General features: G+C 68.3%; 1 protein-coding gene. It reads left to right on the top strand.

The annotated features are described in order from the left end of the window. Positions 1 to 575: acyltransferase domain-containing protein (locus tag FGD71_RS34835; RefSeq protein WP_119104582.1), on the top strand; the 575-nt coding region annotated here is incomplete at both ends.

Raw genomic sequence — 575 nt, 5'->3', positions numbered from 1 at the left:
CAGCCGGTGTTGTGGGCGGTGATGGTGTCGCTTGCTGAGGTGTGGCGGTCGTTTGGTGTGGTGCCTGCTGCGGTGGTGGGGCATTCGCAGGGGGAGATCGCGGCTGCGGTGGTGGCGGGTGCGTTGAGTGTGGAGGACGGGGCGCGGGTGGTGGCGTTGCGTTCTCGTGCTTTGGTGCGGTTGGCGGGCCGTGGCGGGATGGTGTCGGTTGCGCTGTCGCGGGCCGGGGTTGAGGTGTTGTTGGCGCGGTGGGAGGGCCGGGTGTCGGTGGCGGCGGTGAACGGGCCGTCGTCGGTGGTGGTTTCCGGTGACGCGGATGCGTTGGATGAACTGGTCGCGTACTGCGAGGGCGATGGTGTGCGGGTGCGGCGGATCGAGGTGGACTATGCCTCGCATTCGGCGCATGTGGAGTTGATCGAGGGGGAGTTGGCTGAGGTTCTGAGCGGTCTGGAGCCTCGGGTGCCTGAGGTGCCGTTCCTGTCCACGGTGACGGGGGAGTGGGTCGAGGAGCCGGTCACCGATGGCGCGTACTGGTATGCGAACTTGCGGCGGACGGTGGGGCTGGAGTCCGCGGT

Source organism: Streptomyces sporangiiformans (genome assembly GCF_005768555.2).
Classification (GTDB): domain Bacteria; phylum Actinomycetota; class Actinomycetes; order Streptomycetales; family Streptomycetaceae; genus Streptomyces; species Streptomyces sporangiiformans.
The sequence above is the reverse complement of the archived record's forward strand: the minus strand, read 5'-3'. Positions and strand labels throughout refer to the sequence as shown.